19 protein-coding genes and 2 pseudogenes are annotated in these 21,425 nt (G+C 68.6%); 16 read left to right on the top strand and 5 right to left on the bottom strand.

Annotated elements, in window-relative coordinates; all coding sequences use genetic code 11:
* Positions 1-168: 168 nt before the first annotated feature.
* The 7 genes from ccrA to pssA all read left to right on the top strand — a co-directional run bounded on the left by ccrA (position 169) and on the right by pssA (position 7,893).
* Positions 169-1,506, top strand: a complete 1,338-nt coding sequence (gene ccrA / locus OG609_RS06245) for a crotonyl-CoA carboxylase/reductase (protein WP_327271877.1) — start codon at positions 169-171, stop codon at positions 1,504-1,506.
* A gap of 1 nt (position 1,507) precedes the next feature.
* Positions 1,508-3,520: a protein meaA gene (locus OG609_RS06250; RefSeq protein ID WP_327271878.1), complete on the top strand. Its 2,013-nt coding sequence runs from the start codon at positions 1,508-1,510 to the stop codon at positions 3,518-3,520.
* Positions 3,517-4,482, top strand: a complete 966-nt coding sequence (locus OG609_RS06255) for an HpcH/HpaI aldolase/citrate lyase family protein (RefSeq protein ID WP_030971713.1) — start codon at positions 3,517-3,519, stop codon at positions 4,480-4,482. The genes OG609_RS06250 and OG609_RS06255 overlap by 4 nt, the downstream gene beginning before the upstream one ends.
* A 2-nt stretch (positions 4,483-4,484) precedes the next feature.
* Positions 4,485-5,012: a MaoC family dehydratase gene (locus tag OG609_RS06260; RefSeq protein WP_327271879.1), complete on the top strand. Its 528-nt coding sequence runs from the start codon at positions 4,485-4,487 to the stop codon at positions 5,010-5,012.
* A 2-nt stretch (positions 5,013-5,014) separates the two neighbouring features.
* A complete protein-coding gene (locus tag OG609_RS06265) occupies positions 5,015-6,220 on the top strand; it encodes an acyl-CoA dehydrogenase family protein (RefSeq protein WP_327271880.1) in 1,206 nt (401 codons plus the stop codon).
* A 181-nt stretch (positions 6,221-6,401) separates the two neighbouring features.
* The gene (locus OG609_RS06270; protein ID WP_327271882.1) at positions 6,402-7,049 is read left to right on the top strand and encodes a phosphatidylserine decarboxylase; all 648 of its coding nucleotides are present in this window, start codon (positions 6,402-6,404) and stop codon (positions 7,047-7,049) included.
* Complete coding sequence (gene pssA, locus OG609_RS06275; RefSeq protein WP_327271883.1) at positions 7,036-7,893, top strand: CDP-diacylglycerol--serine O-phosphatidyltransferase; 858 nt, start codon at positions 7,036-7,038, stop codon at positions 7,891-7,893. Before OG609_RS06270 ends, pssA begins: the two co-directional genes overlap by 14 nt.
* Before the next feature lie 127 nt (positions 7,894-8,020).
* Here pssA and OG609_RS06280 read toward each other — a convergent pair whose 3' ends face one another.
* On the bottom strand, positions 8,021-9,052 hold the full coding sequence (locus OG609_RS06280; protein ID WP_327271884.1) for a zinc-binding alcohol dehydrogenase family protein: 1,032 nt from the start codon (positions 9,050-9,052) through the stop codon (positions 8,021-8,023).
* Positions 9,053-9,322: 270 nt separating this feature from the next.
* Here OG609_RS06280 and OG609_RS06285 point away from each other — a divergent pair.
* The 4 genes and pseudogenes from OG609_RS06285 (at position 9,323) to OG609_RS06300 (ending at position 13,443) form a co-directional block, all read left to right on the top strand.
* Positions 9,323-10,713: pseudogene (locus tag OG609_RS06285) on the top strand (IS1380 family transposase).
* A 198-nt stretch (positions 10,714-10,911) separates the two neighbouring features.
* Positions 10,912-11,739 (top strand): PP2C family protein-serine/threonine phosphatase, encoded by an 828-nt coding sequence (locus OG609_RS06290; protein ID WP_327271885.1) that lies wholly within the window; start codon positions 10,912-10,914, stop codon positions 11,737-11,739.
* 139 nt (positions 11,740-11,878) lie between these two features.
* On the top strand, positions 11,879-12,820 hold the full coding sequence (locus tag OG609_RS06295; RefSeq protein ID WP_442818062.1) for an MASE1 domain-containing protein: 942 nt from the start codon (positions 11,879-11,881) through the stop codon (positions 12,818-12,820).
* 128 nt (positions 12,821-12,948) lie between these two features.
* Positions 12,949-13,443 carry an SRPBCC family protein gene (locus tag OG609_RS06300; protein ID WP_327271886.1) on the top strand — a complete coding sequence of 165 codons (495 nt, stop codon included), beginning with the start codon at positions 12,949-12,951 and terminating at the stop codon, positions 13,441-13,443.
* Positions 13,444-13,516: 73 nt separating this feature from the next.
* On the opposite strand, the gene OG609_RS06305 is transcribed toward OG609_RS06300, so the two are convergent.
* Positions 13,517-14,632 (bottom strand): glycerate kinase, encoded by a 1,116-nt coding sequence (locus OG609_RS06305; protein WP_327271887.1) that lies wholly within the window; start codon positions 14,630-14,632, stop codon positions 13,517-13,519.
* A gap of 132 nt (positions 14,633-14,764) precedes the next feature.
* On the opposite strand from OG609_RS06305, the gene OG609_RS06310 reads away from it, so the two are divergent.
* Both OG609_RS06310 and OG609_RS06315 read left to right on the top strand, forming a co-directional pair.
* Positions 14,765-15,259, top strand: a complete 495-nt coding sequence (locus tag OG609_RS06310) for an NUDIX hydrolase (protein WP_327271888.1) — start codon at positions 14,765-14,767, stop codon at positions 15,257-15,259.
* Between the two features lie 191 nt (positions 15,260-15,450).
* Positions 15,451-16,653, top strand: a complete 1,203-nt coding sequence (locus tag OG609_RS06315) for a hypothetical protein (protein ID WP_327271889.1) — start codon at positions 15,451-15,453, stop codon at positions 16,651-16,653.
* On the opposite strand, the pseudogene OG609_RS06320 reads toward OG609_RS06315, so the two are convergent.
* A pseudogene (locus OG609_RS06320) lies at positions 16,628-16,827 on the bottom strand (DUF2191 domain-containing protein). The gene OG609_RS06315 and the pseudogene OG609_RS06320 overlap by 26 nt on opposite strands.
* Before the next feature lie 68 nt (positions 16,828-16,895).
* Between OG609_RS06320 and OG609_RS06325 the strand changes: the two are divergent.
* From OG609_RS06325 to OG609_RS06335, 3 genes are all read left to right on the top strand, one after another.
* Positions 16,896-17,645 (top strand): SIR2 family NAD-dependent protein deacylase, encoded by a 750-nt coding sequence (locus tag OG609_RS06325; protein WP_327271890.1) that lies wholly within the window; start codon positions 16,896-16,898, stop codon positions 17,643-17,645.
* A 59-nt stretch (positions 17,646-17,704) separates the two neighbouring features.
* Positions 17,705-18,334: a class I SAM-dependent methyltransferase gene (locus OG609_RS46085; protein ID WP_442817942.1), complete on the top strand. Its 630-nt coding sequence runs from the start codon at positions 17,705-17,707 to the stop codon at positions 18,332-18,334.
* 235 nt (positions 18,335-18,569) lie between these two features.
* Positions 18,570-19,154 (top strand): TMEM165/GDT1 family protein, encoded by a 585-nt coding sequence (locus OG609_RS06335; protein ID WP_327271891.1) that lies wholly within the window; start codon positions 18,570-18,572, stop codon positions 19,152-19,154.
* A gap of 88 nt (positions 19,155-19,242) precedes the next feature.
* On the opposite strand, the gene OG609_RS06340 is transcribed toward OG609_RS06335, so the two are convergent.
* Positions 19,243-19,767, bottom strand: coding sequence for a methylated-DNA--[protein]-cysteine S-methyltransferase (locus OG609_RS06340; RefSeq protein ID WP_327271892.1), 525 nt, complete (start codon positions 19,765-19,767; stop codon positions 19,243-19,245).
* A 20-nt stretch (positions 19,768-19,787) separates the two neighbouring features.
* Positions 19,788-21,260 carry an AlkA N-terminal domain-containing protein gene (locus OG609_RS06345; protein ID WP_327271893.1) on the bottom strand — a complete coding sequence of 491 codons (1,473 nt, stop codon included), beginning with the start codon at positions 21,258-21,260 and terminating at the stop codon, positions 19,788-19,790.
* Positions 21,261-21,425: the final 165 nt, after the last annotated feature.

Below are 21,425 nucleotides of genomic sequence, written 5' to 3' on the forward strand. Positions count from 1 at the left end.
GCCTGCGCGCCCGGACGCCTGCGTCACAGGCAAACCCTTCTGCTCCACAGAGCAAGCCGAAGCCTTACCAGCCGAACCGACGGCAACACCTCCACACCACACCGCTCCCCTCAGCTTGCAGGGATCCTCAAGCGTTCCCTCAGCGCCCCCATCCGCCGGAGGCACACCGTGAAGGAAATCCTGGACGCGATCCAATCGCAGGACAGCACCGCCGCAGACTTCGCGGCCCTGTCCATCCCTGAGTCGTACCGCGCGGCGACCGTGCACAAGGACGAGACGGAGATGTTCGCCGGGCTCACCACCCGCGACAAGGACCCCCGCAAGTCACTGCATCTCGACGAGGTTCCGGTGCCCGAGCTCGGGCCCGGCGAGGCGCTGGTCGCCGTCATGGCCAGCTCGGTGAACTACAACTCCGTGTGGACCTCGATCTTCGAGCCGATGGCCACCTTCGGCTTCCTGGAGCGCTACGGCAAGCTCAGCGAGCTCACCAGGCGCCACGACCTGCCGTACCACGTCATCGGCTCCGACCTGGCGGGCGTCGTCCTGCGCACGGGCCCCGGCGTCAACGCCTGGCACCCGGGCGACGAGGTCGTCGCGCACTGCCTCTCGGTCGAACTGGAGTCCTCGGACGGCCACAACGACACGATGCTCGACCCCGAGCAGCGCATCTGGGGCTTCGAGACCAACTTCGGCGGCCTCGCCGAGATCGCGCTCGTCAAGTCCAACCAGCTGATGCCGAAGCCGCAGCACCTCAGCTGGGAGGAGGCCGCGGCTCCCGGCCTCGTCAACTCCACGGCGTACCGTCAGCTCGTCTCGCGCAACGGCGCGGGTATGAAGCAGGGCGACAACGTGCTGATCTGGGGCGCCAGCGGCGGACTCGGTTCATACGCCACGCAGTTCGCGCTGGCCGGTGGTGCCAACCCGATCTGTGTCGTCTCCAGCGACCAGAAGGCGGACATCTGCCGGAAGATGGGCGCCGAGGCGATCATCGACCGCAACGCCGAGGGCTACAAGTTCTGGAAGGACGAGCACAACCAGGACCCGCGCGAGTGGAAGCGGTTCGGCAAGCGCATCCGTGAGCTGACCGGCGGCGAGGACGTGGACATCGTCTTCGAGCACCCGGGCCGTGAGACGTTCGGTGCCTCCGTGTACGTGACCCGCAAGGGCGGCACGATCGTCACCTGCGCGTCCACGTCCGGCTACAACCACGAGTACGACAACCGCTACCTGTGGATGTCGCTGAAGAAGATCGTGGGCTCGCACTTCGCCAACTACCGCGAGGCGTGGGAGGCCAACCGGCTGGTGGCCAAGGGCAAGATCCACCCGACGCTGTCGAAGGTCTACTCGCTGGAGGAGACCGGCCAGGCCGCGTACGACGTCCACCGCAACCTCCACCAGGGCAAGGTCGGCGTGCTCGCACTGGCCCCCCGCGAGGGTCTGGGTGTACGCAACGAGGAGCTGCGCGAGCAGCACATCGACGCCATCAATCGCTTCCGGGATGTCTGACATGAGTGACCGTCAGAAGGACCGCCCGTGGCTCATGCGGACGTACGCCGGTCACTCGACCGCCGAGGCGTCCAACGAGCTCTACCGGCGCAACCTCGCCAAGGGCCAGACGGGCCTGTCGGTCGCCTTCGACCTGCCGACGCAGACCGGGTACGACCCCGATCACATCCTCGCCCGCGGCGAGGTCGGCCGGGTCGGCGTGCCCGTGTCGCACCTCGGTGACATGCGCCGGCTTTTCCAGGACATCCCCCTTGAGCAGATGAACACCTCAATGACGATCAACGCCACCGCGATGTGGCTGCTGGCGCTCTACCAGGTGGTCGCGGAGGAACAGGGCGCCGACGCCACCAGGCTCCAGGGCACCACGCAGAACGACATCGTCAAGGAGTACCTCTCGCGCGGGACGCATGTCTTCCCGCCCGGTCCTTCGCTGCGGCTGACCACCGACATGATCACGTACACGGTCAGCCACATCCCGAAGTGGAACCCGATCAACATCTGCAGTTACCACCTGCAGGAGGCGGGAGCCACTCCGGTCCAGGAGATCGCCTACGCCATGTCGACGGCCATCGCGGTCCTGGACGCCGTACGCGATTCCGGTCAGGTGCCCGAGGAGAAGTTCGGCGATGTGGTCGCGCGGATCTCCTTCTTCGTGAACGCGGGCGTCCGCTTCATCGAGGAGATGTGCAAGATGCGCGCCTTCGGCCGCATCTGGGACCGGATCACCGGCGAGCGGTACGGCATCACCGACGCCAAGCGGCGCCGCTTCCGCTACGGCGTCCAGGTCAACTCGCTCGGTCTGACCGAGGCACAGCCGGAGAACAACGTCCAGCGCATCGTCCTGGAGATGCTGGCCGTCACCCTCTCCAAGGACGCCCGCGCCCGGGCCGTCCAGCTGCCGGCCTGGAACGAGGCACTGGGGCTCCCCCGGCCCTGGGACCAGCAGTGGTCGCTCCGTATCCAGCAGGTGCTCGCGCACGAGAGCGATCTGCTGGAGTACGAGGACATCTTCGCCGGATCGCACGTCATCGAGGCCAAGGTGGACGAGCTGGTCACCGAGTCGCTTGCCGAGATCGACCGGATCCAGCGGATGGGCGGCGCCATGGCGGCCGTCGAGTCCGGCTATCTGAAGTCCGAGCTGGTCTCCTCGCACGCCGCCCGCCGGGCCCGGATCGAGGGCGGCGAGGAGAAGATCGTCGGCGTCAACATCTACGAGACGACCGAACCGAACCCGCTCACCGCGGACCTCGACGGGGCGATCATGACGGTCGACCCCGCCAATGAGGCCAAGGTCGTCACAGCCCTCCACGAGTGGCGCGACAACCGTGACGAGACCCGTGCCTCCGAGGCGCTGGCGGCCCTGAAGAAGGCCGCGGCCGGCACCGAGAACATGATGGAAGCGACCGTGGAGTGCGCCCGCGCGGGTGTCACCACCGGCGAGTGGTCCTGGGCGCTGCGTGATGTCTTCGGCGAGTTCCGGGCTCCGACGGGCGTCTCGTCCGCTCCGGTCGCGGTCACCGCGGAGGCCGGGACACCGCTCGCCCTGGTCCGCGAGAAGGTCGCCCGCACCGCGGCCGACCTGGGCGCCGGGCGGCTGCGGCTGCTGGTCGGCAAGCCGGGCCTGGACGGGCACTCCAATGGCGCCGAGCAGATCGCCGTACGGGCCCGTGACGCCGGCTTCGAGGTCGTCTACCAGGGAATCAGGCTGACCCCCGAACAGATCGTCTCGGCCGCGCTCGCCGAGGACGTGCACTGCGTCGGTCTGTCGATCCTGTCGGGTTCGCACGCCGAACTCGTCCCCGACGTACTCACCCGGCTGCGCGAGGCGGGCGCCGCCGACATCCCGGTGATCGCGGGCGGGATCATTCCGCCCGCCGACGCCACCGCGCTGATCGAGGCGGGCGTCGCCGCCGTATTCACCCCGAAGGATTTCGGTATCACGGAGATCATCGGCCGTATCGTCGACGAGATCCGGAAAGCGAACAAGCTCGACCCTCTGGAGGTCCCCGCATGACCCAGCCCGTGAACCGTCTGCGTCCGCGGCGTTCCTGTCTGGCAGTGCCCGGCTCGAACCCGCGGTTCCTGGAGAAGGCCCAGGGCCTCCCGGCCGACCAGGTCTTCCTCGACCTGGAGGACGCCTGCGCGCCGCTCGCCAAGGAGGGCGCCCGGCACCACATCGTCGACGCGCTGAACAACGGCGACTGGACGGGCAAGACCCGGGTCGTGCGTGTCAACGACTGGACGACGCACTGGACGTACCGCGATGTGATCACGGTGGTCGAGGGCGCGGGCCAGAACCTCGACTGCATCATGCTGCCGAAGGTCCAGGACGCCCAGCAGGTCGTCGCGCTCGATCTGCTGCTCACCCAGATCGAGAAGACCATGGGCTTCGAGGTCGGGAAGATCGGCATCGAGGCGCAGATCGAGAACGCCAAGGGCCTGGTGAACATCGACGACATCGCCGCCGCCTCGCCCCGCCTGGAGACGCTGATCTTCGGCCCGGCCGACTTCATGGCCTCGATCAACATGAAGACCCTGGTCGTCGGTCAGCAGCCGCCCGGGTACGGCGCGGACGCGTACCACTACATCCTGATGCGCATTCTGATGGCGGCCCGCACGCACGACCTCCAGGCGATCGACGGCCCCTTCCTGCAGATCCGCGACGTGGACGCGTACCGCGAGGTCGCGGGTCGTGCGGCGGCGCTGGGCTTCGACGGCAAGTGGGTGCTGCACCCCGGTCAGGTCGACGCGGCCAACGAGGTGTTCTCGCCGTCGCAGGAGGACTACGACCACGCCGAGCTGATCCTCGACGCATACGAGTGGTGCACCTCGGAGGAGGGCGGCAAGAAGGGCTCGGCGATGCTCGGCGACGAGATGATCGACGAGGCGAGCCGCAAGATGGCCCTCGTCATCGCGGGCAAGGGCCGCGCGGCCGGTATGCAGCGCACCTCCAAGTTCGAAGCACCGGAGGCCTGATCATGCAGTTCGGACGCACATTCGAGGAGTTCGAGGTCGGCGCGGTCTACAAGCACTGGCCCGGAAAAACGGTCACCGAGTACGACGACCACCTTTTCTGCCTGCTGACCATGAATCATCACCCGCTCCACATGGACAGCAATTACGCGGAGAAGACAACCGACTTCGGGAAGAACGTTGTCGTCGGCAACTACATTTACTCACTACTGCTCGGAATGTCCGTTCCGGACGTCTCCGGAAAGGCAATCGTCAACCTCGAAGTCGAGTCGCTGAAGCATGTCGCGCCAACCTTCCACGGCGACACGATCTACGGCGAGACGACCGTTCTGGAAAAGACTCCGTCAAAGTCCAAGAACGACCGTGGAATCGTTTATGTGGAGACCAGGGGGTACAAGCAGGACGGCACGCTGGTCTGCGTGTTCCGTCGCAAGGTGATGGTCCCCACCGAGACATACATCAAGGAGCGTGGCGGGGAGCAGCCCGGCCGCCCCGAGCTGAACCAGCCTTCGCAGAAGAACGTGGAGAAGTAGCCATGACGCGACTTGCCCAGACTGCCGGTCTCAACGATGTCCAGCAGGAGATTCTCTCCACGGTGCGGGATTTCGTCGACAAGGAGATCATTCCGGTCGCGACCCGGCTGGAACACCGTGACGAGTACCCGACCGAGATCGTCGAGGGGCTCAAGGAGCTCGGCCTGTTCGGGCTGATGATTCCCGAGGAGTACGGGGGCCTGGGTGAGTCGCTTCTCACATACGCACTCTGCGTGGAGGAAATTGCCCGTGGCTGGATGAGCGTGTCGGGAATCATCAATACGCACTTCATCGTGGCGTACATGCTCAAGCAGCACGGCACGCAGGAGCAGAAGGACACATTCCTGCCACGGATGGCTCTGGGCGAGGTCCGGGGCGCGTTCTCGATGTCCGAGCCGGCACTGGGCTCCGATGTCGCGGCGATCACTTCCAAGGGCGTCAAGGACGGCGATGAGTACGTCCTGAACGGCCAGAAGATGTGGCTGACTAACGGTGGCACGTCCTCGCTCGTCGCCGTGCTGTGCCGAAGTGACGAAGGCCACCCCGAAGGGACCGCCCCGCACAAGTCGATGACGACGTTCCTGGTGGAGAAGGAGCCCGGTTTCGGCGAGGTCCGGCCCGGTCTCACCATCCCCGGCAAAATCGACAAAATGGGCTACAAGGGCGTCGACACGACCGAACTCATCATGGACGGGCTACGCATTCCAGCCAATCGGGTACTGGGCGGCACCACCGGCCGAGGGTTTTACCAAATGATGGACGGCGTCGAGGTCGGCCGGGTAAATGTGGCTGCGCGTGGCTGCGGCGTCGCACAGCGTGCATTCGAGCTGGGTGTTTCCTATGCCCAGCAGCGCCACACTTTCGGAAAGCCGATCGCTCAGCACCAGGCGATCCAGTTCAAGCTGGCCGAAATGGCCACCAAGGTCGAGGCCGCCCATGCGATGATGGTAAATGCAGCGCGCAAAAAGGACTCCGGGGAGCGAAACGACCTGGAGGCAGGGATGGCGAAGTACCTCGCCTCCGAGTACTGCAAGGAAGTCGTCGAGGACGCCTTCCGGATCCACGGCGGTTACGGCTTCTCCAAGGAGTACGAGATCGAGCGCCTCTACCGGGAGGCCCCGATGCTGCTGATCGGTGAAGGTACCGCCGAGATCCAGAAAATGATCATTGGGCGCCGACTCCTCGAGGAGTACCGGTTCCAGGGGTGATTGTCCCTTTCGAGGCGATTTAGCCGCGAAGAAGATCACACCCTGTCACCCTCGGGCGGTGCCTTCAAGCCGTCCGACTCGGCTGCTGGCTTGCCCAGTTGCGGCTCGCAACCGATAACATCGCCGGAAAAGCCGCCGTCCCCCGTTGCCAGCGCGGCATCATCCGCTACGAAGGTCATCCATGCCCGACAGCCAAACCTCTGCACCACGCGGCGGAGTCCGCCTTGCGCGCGGAGCTTCGCCGTGGCTCCTCCCGACCGTGGCCACCGCGGCACTCAGCCTCAGCCGGGCCCGCAAGTCCGGACGCTGGGCCGCGGTGGCCGTGCCCACCACCGCGCTCGCGGCGGGCATGCTGTGGTTCTTCCGCGACCCCGAGCGTGAGATCACCCAGGGCCGGGTCATTTCGCCGGCCGACGGCGTGGTGCAGAGCATCATGCCGTGGAAGGACGGGCGCACCCGCGTCGCGATCTTCATGAGCCCGCTGAATGTCCATGTCAACCGTGCGCCCCTGGCCGGCACGGTGACCTCGGTCGAGCACGTCCCCGGTGGGTTCGTTCCGGCGTTCAACAAGGAGAGCGAGAACAACGAGCGCGTTGTCTGGCACTTCGACACCGAGCTCGGTGACATCGAGATGGTGCAGATCGCGGGTGCGGTCGCCCGTCGCATCGTCCCTTATGTCCCGCAGGGCACGAAGGTGGAGCAGGGCGAGCGCATCGGCCTGATCCGTTTCGGCTCCCGGGTCGACATCTACCTTCCGGAAGGTATCGATGTCGCGGTCGAGGTCGGCCAGGCCACCACCGCGGGGGTGACTCGAATTGACCGTGATTGATCCTGACACGCAGGCGGGCTGGGTGCCGGAGGCGGAGTCCGAGGAGGACGCCGGCGAGGACATGCCGCTCTCTCTGCGGCTGTCGATAGCGGACACCCTCACTCTCGGCAACGCGACGTGCGGTTTCATGGCGGTGTACTTCACCACCACCGGAATCCTCATCCCGCACCTCACGGGCAGCGACGAGAGCGGTATGGCCCGGCACTCCGCGGCCACCGCCGTGATCCTCATGCTCATGGCCGCGGTGTTCGACCTCTTCGACGGGCTCGTGGCACGCAAGCTGCGCTCCTCGCCGATGGGTGCCGAGCTGGACAACCTCTCGGACCTGATCAGCTTCGGACTCGCTCCGGCGTACTTCGTCCTCGTGTACGGCATGGTCGCGGACGACGCACACCAGCGGGTCTCGGCGCTGGCGGCGATCGTGGTGCTGCTGGCTGTGGTGCTCAGACTTGCGAGATTCTCCTGCGTGACCATGAAGGACGGCATGTTCCAGGGCATGCCGAGCCCCTTCGGAGCGCTCACGGTCGTCTCGATCGTGCTCCTGGAGCTGCCCTTCGTACCGACGCTGCTCGCGATCGTCGGAGTGGCGTGGCTGATGGTCAGCCGGGTCGAGTACCCGAAACCGCGGGGCGTGCTCGCGGTGGCGATGCTCAGCTGGATCGTGGCCGCGATGGGGCTCCTCGCCGCGTGGGCGTTCGACGCCCCCGGCGGTCAGCTGCTTCTCCAGACCGGCTGTGCTCTGCAGGTGGTCCTGGGAGCGGTCATCCCGCTCTTCGCGACGGCACGGCGGGTGAACACCTTCCGCGGCAACCGGCGTGAGGCACGGGCGACGCAACTGCCGTAGCCGCACAGCACATACGTAAGAGGGCCCCGGGTGCTCCCCAGCACCCGGGGCCCTCCGCGTGTGCTGGGGAGCGGACCCGCTGACGCACGTGTTCCGGTGCTGCCGCTCGCTGCGCACCGCCCGGCCCTCAGCCGGGTACGAGCACGGCGGCCCCGTTCACCCGGTCGGCCGCCAGATCGGCCAGCGCCTGGTCGGCCCTGCTGAGCGGGTAGGTGCTCACCGTGACCCGGATGCCCACGCGCCCGGCCAGAGCGAGGAAATCGCGGCCGTCCTCGCGGGTGTTGGAGGTGACGCTGCGCAGATTGCGCTCTTGGAACAGATGGCGCTGGTAGTTCAGCACGGGAATGTCCGACAGATGGATTCCGGCGATGGCGAGCGTGCCGGACCTGTCCAGTGCCTCCATCGCCACCGGCACCAGGTCACCGACGGGTGCGAACAGGATCGCCGAGTCCAGGGGCTCCGGTGGGCGGTCGTAGGCACCGCCCGCCGACGCGGCGCCGAGGTCCAGAGCGAGCGCGCGTGCCTGCGCCGAGCGGGTCAGCACATGAACGGTGGCGCCCTCGGCGATGGCCACCTGGGCAGCCAGATGGGCCGACGCGCCGAAGCCGTAGATTCCCAGCCGCCCGCCCTCCGGCAGCGCGCTGCGCCTCAGCGACCGGTATCCGATAATTCCCGCGCAGAGGAGTGGCGCGAGCCGGACGGCGTCCTGGTCTTCCGGGAGCCGGTAGGCGAACGCCTCCGGAACCAGCGCCGTGTCGGCGAAGCCGCCGTCCGCGTCCCACCCCGTATAGGTGGACCGCGGGCAGAGGTTCTCCCGGCCGCCCAGGCAGTACCGGCAGCTCCCGCACGTTCCGCGCAGCCACGCTCCACCCGCCCGGTCGCCGATACGGAAGAGGCCGGCCCCGTCGCCGACGGCCGCCACCCGGCCGACGATCTCATGACCGGGCACCGTGGAGGGACGGCGTGGCAGGAGATCGCCCTCGGCCAGATGGAGATCCGTGCGACAGACGCCGCACGCTTCCACGTTCAGCAGAAGCTCCCCGGGACCGGGAGCAGGCATCGCGCGGCGCACGCGCGCCAAGGGCCCGGTGCCGATCGGACCTGGTGCCCGGACGGCCCAGCCGCTCTGCTCGGCCGGAACGGACGCGGAGACATCCACCCATCCAGCGTGCGGCGGCGGAGTCGGAGAGGCAACCGGCCCCGTTGTCCGGATGCGGGGGAACGGCCACAGCCCCGAGCCCGGACCGCCGTGGTGCCTCGACCGTGTTCACCCGCGCGCTCCTGCATGTGGCGGCAGGAGGGCTAAGCCTTGATCCACCGATCTGATGGCTGTGGATGACTCTTCGAGAAACAAGGAAGTGCCTTGTGACCTGCGATGATGGGAGTTCTTGAGGCTTCCAGCACGCACGATCGGCAAGGCACTTCCGAGATGCAAGTTTCCCATACTCCAGCGGCGGTCTCCGCTGCGTTCGATGACCCGAATCTGGTCGCGCATGCCGGGCTGGTTCCGGTGATGCGGCTGGCCGAACGGTGCGGGCTGTCGGGCCTGGTGGCGCAGAAGGTGAAGCTGAGCGGGACGAGGAACGGCGCGGGTGCGTCGGCGGACGTCAAGGTCAGCAGCATCGTGGCCGGCATGGCGGCGGGCGCGGACAGTATCGACGACCTCCATATCCTGCGGCACGGCGCGATGCCGGCCCTGTTCCGGGGGCCCGTGCGCCGTCCACGCTGGGCACCTTCCTCCGTTCGTTCACCCACGGTCACGCACTCCAACTCCACGCTGTCCACCGCAGGTTCCTCGGTCAACTGGCCGCGCACGCCCCGCTGCTGCCCGGTGCCGGCGACAAGGCGTTCATTGATATCGACTCCACCCACAAGCGGGTCTACGGCCGGGCCAAGCAGGGTGCCGAGTACGGCCGGTTCAAGGGCATCCGCACCCTGCACCCCCTGCTCGCCACGATCTGCACCCCGCACGCGCGGCCGGTGATCGCCACAGTACGGATGCGCCGCGGCAAGGCAGCCGATTCCCGTGGGGCCCCGAAGTTCGTCAGTGAGGCGCTGTCCACCGCCGTCGAGGCGGGCTGCACCGGCACCCGGATCCTGCGAGCGGACTCGCAGTTCTACAACGCCGGGGTGATCTCGGCCTGCCGCCGGGCCGGAGCCCACTTCTCGATTACCTGCGGGTTGAACCCCTCCATCAAACGGGCCGTCCTCGGCATTCCCGACCAGGCCTGGCAGCAGATCACATACCCGACCGCGGTGCCCGATCCTGCAACCGGTGAGCTCGTCTCGGACGCCGAAGTCGCCGAGATACCCGCCTACACCGCCTTCGCCAGCCGCACGAAAGCGGAGCGGGTCACCGCGCGGCTGATCGTGCGCCGGGTCCGTGACCTGGCCAAACCCGCCATTGTGGGTGAGCAGGGCGAGTTGTTTCCCGTCTGGCGCTACCACCCGTTCTTCACCGACCAGCCTGCACAAACCCTCCAGGCCGAACGCGAACACCGCCACCACGCGGTCATCGAGCAGGTCATCGCCGACAGCAAAGCCTCCGCCCTGGCCCACCTGCCCTCCGCACACTTCCACGCCAACGCAGCATGGCTCACCCTGTGGGCGATGACCTACAACCTGCTGCGGGCCACCGGCGCACAAGCCTCCGCCTTCCACGCCAGGGCCACCACCGCCACGATCCGCACCCACCTGGTCCATGTTCCGGCCCGGATCGCCCACTCCGCCCGCCGCATCACACTGCACCTACCGCACAACTGGCCCTGGCAGCACGCCTGGACACACCTGTTCTCCACGGCCCACGGACCGGCCGGCTGATACGAACAGCCCCTGCCCACCCCGCCCGCAAGGGCCCGACCGGAACCGAACCGTGGAAATGCTGGGCAGACCAGCGGAAACAACCTGCCCTCACCCGACCACCCGACCCCAAGCCGATCAAAAGACCACTCTCAAACCACCTCGGTGGATCAAGGCTAAGGTTTCAACAGGGGCGCACCAAGAACGCCCAGGGACGTCATGCACCGACACCGCAGCGCACCGGACAGCACCCAGGAGCTCCTGGTCACCCTTGGGCGTCTGGTCGATCAGGCGCTGGCGAACATCAGGCTGCAGCGAGCCCGGGCGGAGATGGGCATGGCGCTGCAGCGGCACATGCTCCCGGCCGAACTGCCGGACTTTCCGGGCATCCGGATCGCGGCCCGGTACTCGCCCTCGCAGAACGGTCTGGCCGTCGGCGGTGACTTCTACGATGCGTTCTCGATGAGGGACGGAGTGGCGGAGGTCGCCATCGGTGATGTGCAGGGTCACGGGGTGGAGGCCGCCGCCTTCATGGGTGAGGCCCGTGCCAGTCTCAGGGCCCTCGCCAGTGTCACGGCCGACCCGGGGAAGGTGCTGGCCTGCGCCAACGATCTGCTGATCTCACTGGGCGGTGAACTGTTCACGACCTGTTGTCTGCTGAGCATCGTCCCAAAGAGCGGTGAGCTCTGCGTCGCCCGGGCCGGGCACGTCCCGATCGTCTGGGGCACCGACGGCGGCGACTCGGGCATCTCCCTGGATGCCGGCGGGGTGCCCCTGGGGATACTGCCCTGTCAGGAGTACCCCGTGACCCGCCGGCGGCTGAAGCAACCCGGTTATCTGGTCCTGGTGACCGACGGTGTCGTGGAAGGGCCGGCCTATCCGATGGACGAGGGACTGGCCGCGGTGTCCGCGCTGGTCGGTAGGGCGGACGGGGCCGATCCCGGCGAGCTGGCCTCGCGAGTGATCAAGGTGGCGGACCTGACCGGTCATGAGGACGACGCCGCTGTCCTCGTCATCCGCTACGACGGTGTGCCGGGCGGCGGCTAGCGGGGTGTCCTCGTTCGTCGGCCACGGCGACCGACCGTGCTCCGGCCCGGCAGGGACGTACCTCGTTCGTCCGTTTCATCGGGGTGGCGTCGGCGTGCCTGACCGACCGGGACTCCTCGACGTGGTGTCTGATGCTGTGGTGGTGGACAGCGCACAGCTCCGGCAGCACACGGCCACGATCCTGACGTCCCTGGCGGTGGCCGTCTGCTACTTCGCGACGGCCCGTCTGGGGCTGCTCCAGGAACTGGTACGCGGCCAAGTCACGCCGCTGTGGCCGCCGACCGGGATCGCGGTCGCAGCGCTGCTCGTGTTCGGTGTGCGGATCTGGCCGGGAATCGCCCTCGGCGCCCTCGTCGTCAACATTTTCATCGGGCCTTCCGTTCTGCCCGTGCTGCTTATCGCTGCCGGAAACACCCTCGCCCCGATCTGCTCCTGCCTGATGCTGCGCCGTGCCGGCTTCCACAACGACCTCGACCGCTTGCGGGACGCGCTGGCGCTTGTCTTCCTCGGTGCGCTGGGAGGCATGCTGGTCAGCGCGACCGTGGGCACCAGCATCCTGGTCCTGTCGGGGGCGCTGGCGGCCGGTGACTTCCGGCCGACCTGGTCGGTCTGGTGGACGGGCGACGCCATGGGCGTCATGGTCGTCACGCCGTTCCTGCTCGTCGTCCGAAGGGTCCGATGGCCGGACGGCGTCGGCCTGCCCAGGTGGGCCGAGGCCACCGCGCTGGTGGTGTGCACGGTGACCGTCACCCTTCTGGCGACCGACACCTCCAACGCTTCCCTGCTCTTCCTCGTGTTCCCGTTCCTGATCTGGGCCGCCTTCCGCTTCGAGCGGGCCGGCGCCGCGTGCTGCGCACTGGGCGTGTCCGTCTTCGCGATCCTCGCCGCCGGACGGATGACAGGCCCCTTCGCCCACCACGGCCTCCTCACCAGCATGATCACGCTCCAGGCATTCAACGGAGCCACCTCACTCACAGCTCTGCTCCTCGCGGCGGTCGTCACCGAACGGAACCGCACATACCAGGAGATCAAGCGACTCTGTGAGCAACTCTCCGAGAAGGTGTCGCAGCAGGACACCTGAATCACTCCATCGGCCGTGCGAAGAGTGCGCGGACCCGCGATCCGAAGCAAGCTGATGGGCGAACGGCACCGCAACGAGGGCAACCGGACGCCGAGACTCGGCGGACGGGCGCCGTAAGAGGTGGAGCCATGCCCCATGTGTCTGCGAAGGTCCATGTGTCCCGCCCCGCCGACGAGATCTTCTCGTTTCTCCGGGATCCGCGGAATCTGGCCGTGTGGTCATCGAGCATAGATCAGGTGATCGAAGGCCCGATCACCACGGAACTCGGCGACGAGTACACCTGCAAGTTCCCGGGCAGGCGACGGATGCATCGCCTCACGTGCACCGCGAGCTCACCTGTCGAGTACCTGGCCTTCCGCGGTGCGCGTATGTGGACCCCGCTGGGCCGCCACTCCCCGGAACTCGAGTTCCGGCTGAGTCCGAGCCGGCAGGGAACGATGGTCACCGTTTCGGTCAAGCCCCATCTGGATGGCGGAATGATCATTCTTGCGCCGTTCGTGACGATGGCGTGGCGTCGTGATCTGCCGGCGGAGCTGCGGTGTCTGGCGGAGCTGCTCACCGACGGGGACCGTCCCGACGCGGACACGACTGACGGTCAGGGGGCGGCGCCCTCTGTGGGGTGACGCGGAGGGTGAGGTGGGGGTGCGGTTTCGGGAAGGGGCTCCCCCAACCCGTCCTTCCCGAAACCGCAGCGGATTACAGCAGGAAGTCGCGCGCGATCGCCTCGGACGCCCGTTCCAGTAGTGGACCCGCCTGGGCCATGGAGACCGCGGGGTCCGGTTCCAGGTCCGTGAGGGCGTACGCGCGGCTGATGCCCGCGCCGGCCAGGGCTTCCGACCGCAGGGCGAGGCGGCCGCAGACCGCCACGACCTCGACGCCCGCGGAACGGGCTGCCGCGGCCACACCTGCCGGGGCCTTGCCATGGAGGGTCTGCTCGTCGAGCGAACCCTCCCCGGTGATCACCAGCGTGGCGCGTGCCAGCGCCGGGGCGAAGCCGAGGACATCGAGCATGACCTCGATGCCGGGGCGGAACCGGGCGCCGAGAGCGACCAGCGCCCCGTAGCCGATGCCGCCCGCGGCGCCTGCTCCGGGCAGCCGGGCGTGGTCCGGGCCCAGAACGGACGCGTAGTGAGCGAGCGCGGCATCGAGCGCCGCGATGTCGTCGTCGGTCGCGCCCTTCTGCCGGCCGTAGATCTCCGGGGCACCCTTCGGACCCGTCAGTGGGTTGTCCACGTCGCTGGCGAGGATCAGGTCCACATCGGCCATTCGCGGGTCGAGGCCGGACAGGTCCGCCTCGGCCAGGTCGGCGAGGCCGCCGCCACCGGGGCCGACGGGCTTGCCGTCCGTGTCCAGGAAGCGGGCTCCGAGCGCGGCCAGCATGCCCGCGCCGCCGTCCGTGGTCGCGCTGCCGCCGACGCCGAACACGATCGTCCGGGCACCCGCGTCGAGCGCCGCGGCCAGCAGCTCGCCGGAGCCGCACGTCGTGGCCGTGAGCGGGGCGAACACCCCTGGGGGGAGGTGCTGGAGGCCCGAGGCCTCGGCCATCTCCACCACCGCCGTGGTGTCGCGCAGCGCGTACGCCGCGGTCACCGGATCCCCGAGCGGCCCCGTCACCCGCACCTCGCGGCGCTCGAACCCGGCGGCCACCGCCGCCGCCACCGTGCCGTCGCCGCCGTCCGCCACAGGCAGGGTCTCGACCTGCACCCCGGGGACGACGCGCCGCAGCCCGGCCGTCACCCGCTCCGCGACCTGTGCGGCCGTGAGCGAGCCCTTGAACTTGTCCGCCGCGACGAGCACGCGTGCGGTCTCCATCACTGCTCCGTCCGCCACCTTGAATCCCTTGCTTTCGAACAGGCAGTCGCGCCGCCCCCGACCCTATCCGCAGCGGATACCTGCTGCCCAGAGCCGTCCTCGCACCGGCTCCGCTCCTACTACGCTGCCCGCGTGACCACCACTGATTACGCCACCTACATCGCGGGACTCCCCCGGGTTCTCGCTGCCGCCGCCACCGTGTTCCGGGACGTCCACGGGCGAGTGCTGCTCGTCGAGCCGAACTACCGGGACGGCTGGGCGCTGCCCGGCGGAACGGTCGAGTCGGACGAGGGCGAGAGCCCTCGGCAGGCCGCGCGACGCGAGACGGCCGAGGAGATCGGTCTCGATCTGGAGCCGGGACGGCTGCTCGCGATCGACTGGGCACGCGGCCCGAAGCGGCCACCGATCGCCGCGTATCTGTATGACGGCGGAGTGCTGGACGAGGCGGAGTTGAAGGCGATCCGGCTGCAGGATGAGGAACTCCTGTCCTGGGAACTGGTCGAGCGCGACGACCTGGACCGCTATCTGCACGGTGGTCTCGCGCTGCGCCTGAGGGCGGCACTGGATGTGCTCGATTCCAGCAGCGGTGCAGTGGAGCTGGAGGACGGCCGCCCGGTGGCCGGCTGACGTACGCGCCCGATCGCGCCCCGCACCCACCGCCGTCACGTATAGCCCGTATTCCCGTTGTGCCCCGTTGTCTTGACGGGCCGTCAGCTGATAGTCCGGTCGACAGCTGCCGGACACCCCAGTTCATGTGTCATTTGTCCGCAGTGCACGCTCGACCGGCATCATCCGGACTCCACGACAGCGGAGGGATCATGCGTACGCACACGGGACACCTCGGCGGGCTGCTGGCCACGATCGTCGCAGCGTTCGCCTGTACGGCAGTTGTCGCCACGGCGTCGACCGCGATCGCGCAGCCGGCATCGGCCCCGGCAGCACACCGCAAGGTGCCGCTGTCGGTCGACGGCGGCGCGTGGCAGTCGGGGCATGTCCAGGGCATTGCCATCGACCGCCGCAAGGGCTTCATGTACTTCTCGATGACCAACCTGCTGGTCAAGACGGACCTCAAGGGCAACCCGGTCGGCTCGGTCACCGGATTCACCGGCCATCTCGGCGATCTGGACTTCAACGAGAAGGACGGCAGGGTCTACGGCTCGCTGGAGTACAAGGAGGCGAAGTCCTTCTACATCGCGATCCTCGACGTCGACCGCATCACCCGGATGGACATGGACGCCCAGTCCACGGGTGTCGTGTCGACCGTCTATCTCAGGGAGGTGGTGAGGGACTTCACCGCCGATATGAACGGCGACGGCGTCTTCGACGGCGACACGGCCAATACGCCCGATCACCGCTACGGCTGCAGCGGCATCGACGGCGTCGCGTTCGGCCCGGCGTTCGGCGACCGGCGCGGCAAGCGCGGTGAGGAAGAACTGACGGTCGCGTACGGCGTGTACGCCAACACGGGCCGCACGGACAACGACCACCAGGTGCTGCTCCAGTACGACGTCACACGGTGGAAGAAGTACGAGCGCCCGCTGACCGAGACCGCGCCGCACACCAGCGGCCCCGCACACGTCGACGGAAAGTTCTTCGCGTACACCGGAAACACCACGTACGGCGTGCAGAACCTGGAGTACGACGGCCACAGCGGCAACTGGCTGATGGCCGTCTACAAGGGCACCAAGCCGGGCTTCCCCAACTACTCGGTCTTCGCACTGGACGGTGCGAGGAAGCCGGTACGCGGCCCTGTCCTCGGTCAGCAGAGGCCGGAGCGCGGTCTGCTGCTCCCCCTGCTGCGCGATGGGGCGCACGATGCGGCGACCGGCACGTACGGGTGGCCGGTGCCGGGGCAGTACGGGCAGTACGGGCTGATCTCGCTCGACGACGGGCGGTTCTATGTCGCTCGGAGCGGCACGGTCCAGGACGGCGGCATCACCAAGCAGACAGCCCGCGCCGTGCTGAACACCTGGACGGGCCGGACCCCGTCACCGTTCAGCCCTGTCGGTCCTGCGGCTTGACGTCCACCTCGCGCAGCGACTCCTCGCGCGCAGCGGTCCGCGCTTCGGTGCGGTGGCCGCGCGCGAGGAGTCGCGCACGACGAGTTCGACGGCGTCCTGCGGGCTGCCGACGCCCGCGAGCACCATCACTTCCACCACGAGTTCCGCATCGAGACCTACGGTGACCTCGGCCATGGAACGGGACCACGGCACCGGGTGAAATGACCTCGCGGGAGACGGCCGGCGCTGCGTACGCTCGTGCCATGACTCTCGTCGCGATCCTCAGCGGCGCCGGTATCTCCACGGACTCCGGCATCCCCGACTACCGCGGGCCCCATGGGCTTTGGCGCAAGGATCCGGAGGCCGAGAAGCTTGTCACGTACGACTTCTACATGGCCGATCCGGAGATCCGCCGCCGCTCCTGGCAGATGCGCCGCACCAGCGCGACCTGGGGCGCGGAGCCGAACGCGGCCCACCGGGCGGTGGCGGAGCTGGAGCGGTCCGGCGCCGCGGTACGGGTGATCACTCAGAACGTCGACGGTCTGCATCAGCTCGCCGGTCTGACCGCCCGCAAGGTACTCGAACTGCACGGGAGCGCGCACGAGACGGTCTGCACCCGCTGCCATGCCCGCTCCCCGATGGCCGAGGCGCTGGCCCGGGTGGAGGCGGGCGAGGCCGACCCGCCGTGCACCGTCTGCGGCGGCATCCTGAAATCGGCGACGATCATGTTCGGCGAGCGGCTCGATCCGGTGGTGCTGGGCGAGGCGATGTCGATCGCCAAGGCCTGCGAGGTCTTCATCGCAGTCGGTACGACGCTGCAGGTGCAGCCCGCCGCCTCGCTGGCCGGGATCGCGGTGGACAACGGGGCGCGGCTGATCGTGGTGAACGCGGAGCCCACACCGTACGACGAACTGGCCGACGAGACCATCCGCGAGCCCATCGGCACGGCTCTTCCCGCACTGCTGAAACGACTGGCCGCGGGCCCGGACACGGGTACGGACTCCAGGGGCTGAGTGGTCGCTACGGCCGAAAACGCTCACCCCTGCCGCAGCGGCGCCGATCGAGCCGGGCAGTGTCGGATCTGTCACCGGACATGGCTGCGGTGGCCCGCCGGGCACACCCGGACCTCACGTTCGACGAGGGGTCGATGACTGCCCTGGATCTGGCGGACGGCAGCCTGGCCGGTGCCCTCGCCTGGTACTGCCTCCCCCACACCCCGCCGGAGCAACTGCCGGACATTCTCCAGGCCGAGGATCTCGGGCGGGTCCACCGGCCCCGGGCCGCCCGCCTCGACCCAGGCGGCGATGTCCGTCACGGCGTCCGGGTCGTTGACCAGCCCGAGCCGGACCGGGCGGCCGCCCGCCCTGCGTCCCTGCGCGGAAGGCTGTACGACGATGACGTCGGCCTGCTCGCAGGCGTCCAGGCGCTCGACGGCACGGACCGTGACGGCCTCGCCGAGCGAGCGGCGCAGCTCGGCGAGCTGACCGGCGTGGTCGACGTCCGGGACCTTCGGTGTCCCGCAGCAGCAGCCGCGGCAGACGCTGACGGTGGGGCAGGGCGTGCCCTGGGCGGGGTCGCACCTTGCGGGTACGGCGGCTCATACGAGGACGCCTCCGGTGCCGACGCGGATGATCGCCGTGGGGCTCTACCGATCCCTCCGCCGGATCGAACACCTGCGCTCCCCCGCCGGCCGGTGAGGTAGAGTTGATGGCTGCGAAGGGGAGTAGCCCCGCAAACCGGTCGTCGACACACTGGAGCCCCCGGGTTCCCGGTGGCCGGGCCCGTAGATCCTTACGGGCGGGCGAGACCTTCGGTCAGGTATGACGCGCCCGCGCCCCGTGGGCGCTGACGTCATGCCGGGCCGAGTGGTCCTCCGAAAAGCCCGAGTGGCGCTTCGCGAAGACCCGGGGCCCGGCTCTTACAGAAAGCCACCCGGAATGCACCTCGACCCCCTGGCGATCCTCACCGCCTTCGGGCTGATCTTCCTCGCGGAACTCCCCGACAAGACGATGTTCGCGTCGCTTGCCATGGGCACCCGTATGCGACCGCTGTATGTCTGGTTCGGTACGTCGTCCGCGTTCATCGTGCACGTGGCCATCGCCGTCGGGGCGGGCAGCCTGATCGGGCTGCTGCCCGACTGGATCGTCAAGCTCGTCTCGGCGTCCCTCTTCGCGTTCGGGGCGTTCATGCTGCTGCGCAACGGCGGCGGCGATGACGAGGAGGAGGGCGGCATCAAGACGGTGACCGGCTTCTGGCCGGTCTACTCGACCGCATTCATGGCGGTCTTCATCAGCGAGTGGGGCGACCTCACCCAGATCACCACGGCCAATCTGGCCGCGAGCAACGGCACCTGGTCCACGGCGATCGGGTCCGCGGCCGCCCTGATGTCCGTCTCGGCACTGGCGCTGCTCGCGGGGCGGTTCATCGCGAAGCGGGTGCCCCTCAAGACGGTTCAGCGGATCGGCGGGCTCTGCATGCTGGGACTGGCGATCTGGACCCTGGTGGAGATCTTCACCGGCTGACGTCTTCCTCGACTCGGCTTCTTCATGCGTGGCTCGCGGACGGGCTTGGAATTCCAGGCCCGTCCTCGCGTTCTTCCCGCGGGCGGCGTCAGAAGAGCGCCAGGGTGTCGTCCTGCGTACCGTTCTCGAAGGCCAGCAGCCGCTGCTTGCGGTCGAGCCCGCCGCCGTAGCCGGTGAGGCTGCCCGAGGCGCCGATGACACGGTGGCAGGGGACGATGATGCCCACCGGATTCTTGCCGTTGGCGAGGCCCACCGCGCGTGAGGCGCCCGGCTTGCCGAGGAACTCGGCCAGTTCGCCGTACGAGCGGGTCTCGCCGTACGGGATCAGCTGGAGCTGCGCCCAGACGCTGCGCTGGAACGGGGTGCCGTCCAGATGCAGCGGAAGGTCGAACTCGCGCAGTTCACCGGCGAAGTAGGCGTCGAGCTGGCGGATCGTCTCCGTGAAGGGGCGTGGGTCCAGGTCGCCGAAGGTCTCCTCGGGCGGGCGGTGCCGCTGGTCCGTCATATAGAGGCCTGCGAGGACACCGTCGGCGGCGACGAGGGTGAGCGGACCGTACGGGCTGTCGACGACCGTGTGCTGCCGGGTCGCCGCACGCGTATGCGTCGCGGTCATGGGTGAACTTCCCAACTTGCTTATACGGGCAGGTGGTTGATGGGGTGATCGTCCACGGTCCAAAGATACTGGACCGCGTAGGCCCGCCAGGGCCGCCAGGCCGCCGCGCGGGCGGTGAGCGCTGCGGGCGTCGACGGGAGGCCCATTTGTTCGGCCGCGCGCCGGATGCCGAGGTCGGTGGGGAGGAACGCGTCCGGGTCCCCGAGCGCCCGCATCGTGATCACCTCGACGGTCCAGGGGCCGAAGCCGGGCAGGGCGGTCAGCTCGGCCCGCGCCTTCTCCCAGTCGGTGTCGGTGCCGAGTCGCAGTGTGCCATCGGCGAGTGCGCCGACGAGTGTGGTGAGGGTGGTGCGGCGGCTGCGCGGCAGGGCGAGCTGTTCGGGGTCGAGCGCGGCGAGGGCCTCGGGGGTCGGGAAGAGATGAGTGAGGCCGCCCTCCGGGTCGTCGACGGGAAGGCCGTGGGCGGTGACCAGGCGGGCCGCATGGGTGCGGGCGGCCGCGGTCGAGACCTGCTGGCCGAGCACCGCTCGTACGGCGAATTCCGTACCGTCGACGGTACGCGGCACCCGTCGGCCCGGCGCCTTGTCGACCAGGGGGGCGAGCAGTGGATCGGCGCGCAGCTGGTCGTCGACGGCCACGGGGTCGGCGTCCAGGTCGAGCAGCCAGCGGCAGCGACTGATCGCGAGGGTGAGATCGCGCGGATCGGTGAGGGAGAGCCGGCAGGCGATGTGGTCGGGGTGCGGAGTGAGGGCGACGATGCCGTGTCCGTACCGGAGGGTGAGCGTGCGGCGGTAGGCGCCGTCGCGCCACTCCTCGACGCCGGGGACCGCGGTCGCGGCCAGGTGACCGAAGAGGTTGGTGGGGTTGAGCGGGGCGCGGTACGGCAGCCGCAGCGCAATCACTCCCGGGGTGGGCGACGGTGTGGCGGACCGGGCGGCGCGGCTGCGCAGCTCGCCCGGGGCGAGCGCGAAGACCTCACGGACGGTGTCGTTGAAGGTACGGATCGAGGAGAACCCGGCGGCGAACGCGACCTCGGCCATGGGGAGGCCGGTCGTCTCGATGAGCAGCCGTGCGGTCTGGGCGCGCTGTGCGCGGGCCAGGGCGAGCGGGCCGGCGCCCAGCTCGGCGAGGAGCTGGCGTTCGATCTGCCGGGCGGAGTAGCCCAGCCGGGCCGCGAGTCCGGGAACGCCCTCGCGGTCGACGACACCGTCCCGGATGAGTCGCATCGCACGGGCGACGGAGTCGGCGCGGGCGTTCCACTCCGGGGAGCCGGGGCTGGTATCGGGCCGGCACCGCTTGCAGGCCCGGAATCCGGCCTGCTGACAAGCGGCGGCGCTTGGATAGAAGGTCATGTTCTCGACCTTGGGCGGTACGACGGGGCAGCTGGGGCGGCAGTAGATCCGGGTGGTCAGGACCGCCGTGAAGAACCAGCCGTCGAAGCGGGAGTCCTTGGACTGGACGGCCCGCACGCAGCGCTCGGTGTCGGTGTGCATGGTTCAAGGATCGGTCACCGGGCACCTGTGGGCTGGCGAAAATACGACATCAACCTTGCACTGCCAGGACCTCTTCGAATTCATCATCTCGCGAACAAAACGGACGGGATGGTGATCGATCTTGAGCAGAATGATCTAAAGGGCGATCAACGAGCATTAACAGCA

Source organism: Streptomyces sp. NBC_01224 (assembly GCF_036002945.1).
GTDB lineage: Bacteria > Actinomycetota > Actinomycetes > Streptomycetales > Streptomycetaceae > Streptomyces.

Excerpts from the sequence above, each read along its gene's own strand:
- OG609_RS06255 (WP_030971713.1), top strand. The coding sequence starts at position 3,517 with ATGACCCAGCCCGTGAACCGTCTGCGTCCGCGGCGTTCCTGTCTGGCA.
- OG609_RS06345 (WP_327271893.1), bottom strand. The coding sequence starts at position 21,260 with ATGCACACCGACACCGAGCGCTGCGTGCGGGCCGTCCAGTCCAAGGAC.
- OG609_RS06250 (WP_327271878.1), top strand. The coding sequence starts at position 1,508 with ATGAGTGACCGTCAGAAGGACCGCCCGTGGCTCATGCGGACGTACGCC.
- OG609_RS06315 (WP_327271889.1), top strand. The coding sequence starts at position 15,451 with ATGCGTACGCACACGGGACACCTCGGCGGGCTGCTGGCCACGATCGTC.
- OG609_RS06305 (WP_327271887.1), bottom strand. The coding sequence starts at position 14,632 with ATGGAGACCGCACGCGTGCTCGTCGCGGCGGACAAGTTCAAGGGCTCG.
- OG609_RS06265 (WP_327271880.1), top strand. The coding sequence starts at position 5,015 with ATGACGCGACTTGCCCAGACTGCCGGTCTCAACGATGTCCAGCAGGAG.
- OG609_RS06290 (WP_327271885.1), top strand. The coding sequence starts at position 10,912 with ATGCACCGACACCGCAGCGCACCGGACAGCACCCAGGAGCTCCTGGTC.
- OG609_RS06260 (WP_327271879.1), top strand. The coding sequence starts at position 4,485 with ATGCAGTTCGGACGCACATTCGAGGAGTTCGAGGTCGGCGCGGTCTAC.
- OG609_RS06270 (WP_327271882.1), top strand. The coding sequence starts at position 6,402 with ATGCCCGACAGCCAAACCTCTGCACCACGCGGCGGAGTCCGCCTTGCG.
- OG609_RS06335 (WP_327271891.1), top strand. The coding sequence starts at position 18,570 with ATGCACCTCGACCCCCTGGCGATCCTCACCGCCTTCGGGCTGATCTTC.
- OG609_RS06325 (WP_327271890.1), top strand. The coding sequence starts at position 16,896 with ATGACTCTCGTCGCGATCCTCAGCGGCGCCGGTATCTCCACGGACTCC.
- OG609_RS06300 (WP_327271886.1), top strand. The coding sequence starts at position 12,949 with ATGCCCCATGTGTCTGCGAAGGTCCATGTGTCCCGCCCCGCCGACGAG.
- OG609_RS06340 (WP_327271892.1), bottom strand. The coding sequence starts at position 19,767 with ATGACCGCGACGCATACGCGTGCGGCGACCCGGCAGCACACGGTCGTC.